At 48.3% G+C, this 203-nt stretch carries 1 protein-coding gene; it reads right to left on the reverse strand.

Going from position 1 to position 203, the window contains the following annotated elements:
• A partial coding sequence (locus ACXAFS_RS15380; protein WP_475308070.1) for a DUF7507 domain-containing protein occupies window positions 1-203 on the reverse strand: 203 nt, incomplete at both ends.

A 203-nucleotide genomic window follows, 5' to 3' on the forward strand; every position in this document is an offset into this window, starting at 1 on the left:
GCTACTCCATCTAAGGTCACATTTCCGGTGTTGGTTACCGTGATTGTATATTCTACCGTGTCGCCTAAACTTGCCCCTACTGGTACAACGTCATTGGTGATCGCTACCGTCTTAACCGCCTCGATACTTGGAGCTTCTGCGATGGTGGTTTCTGTTGGATCATCTTCTGTGTTACCATCCGTGTCATCTCCATCATCACTCGT

The organism is Winogradskyella sp. ABM4_392 (assembly GCF_056160445.1).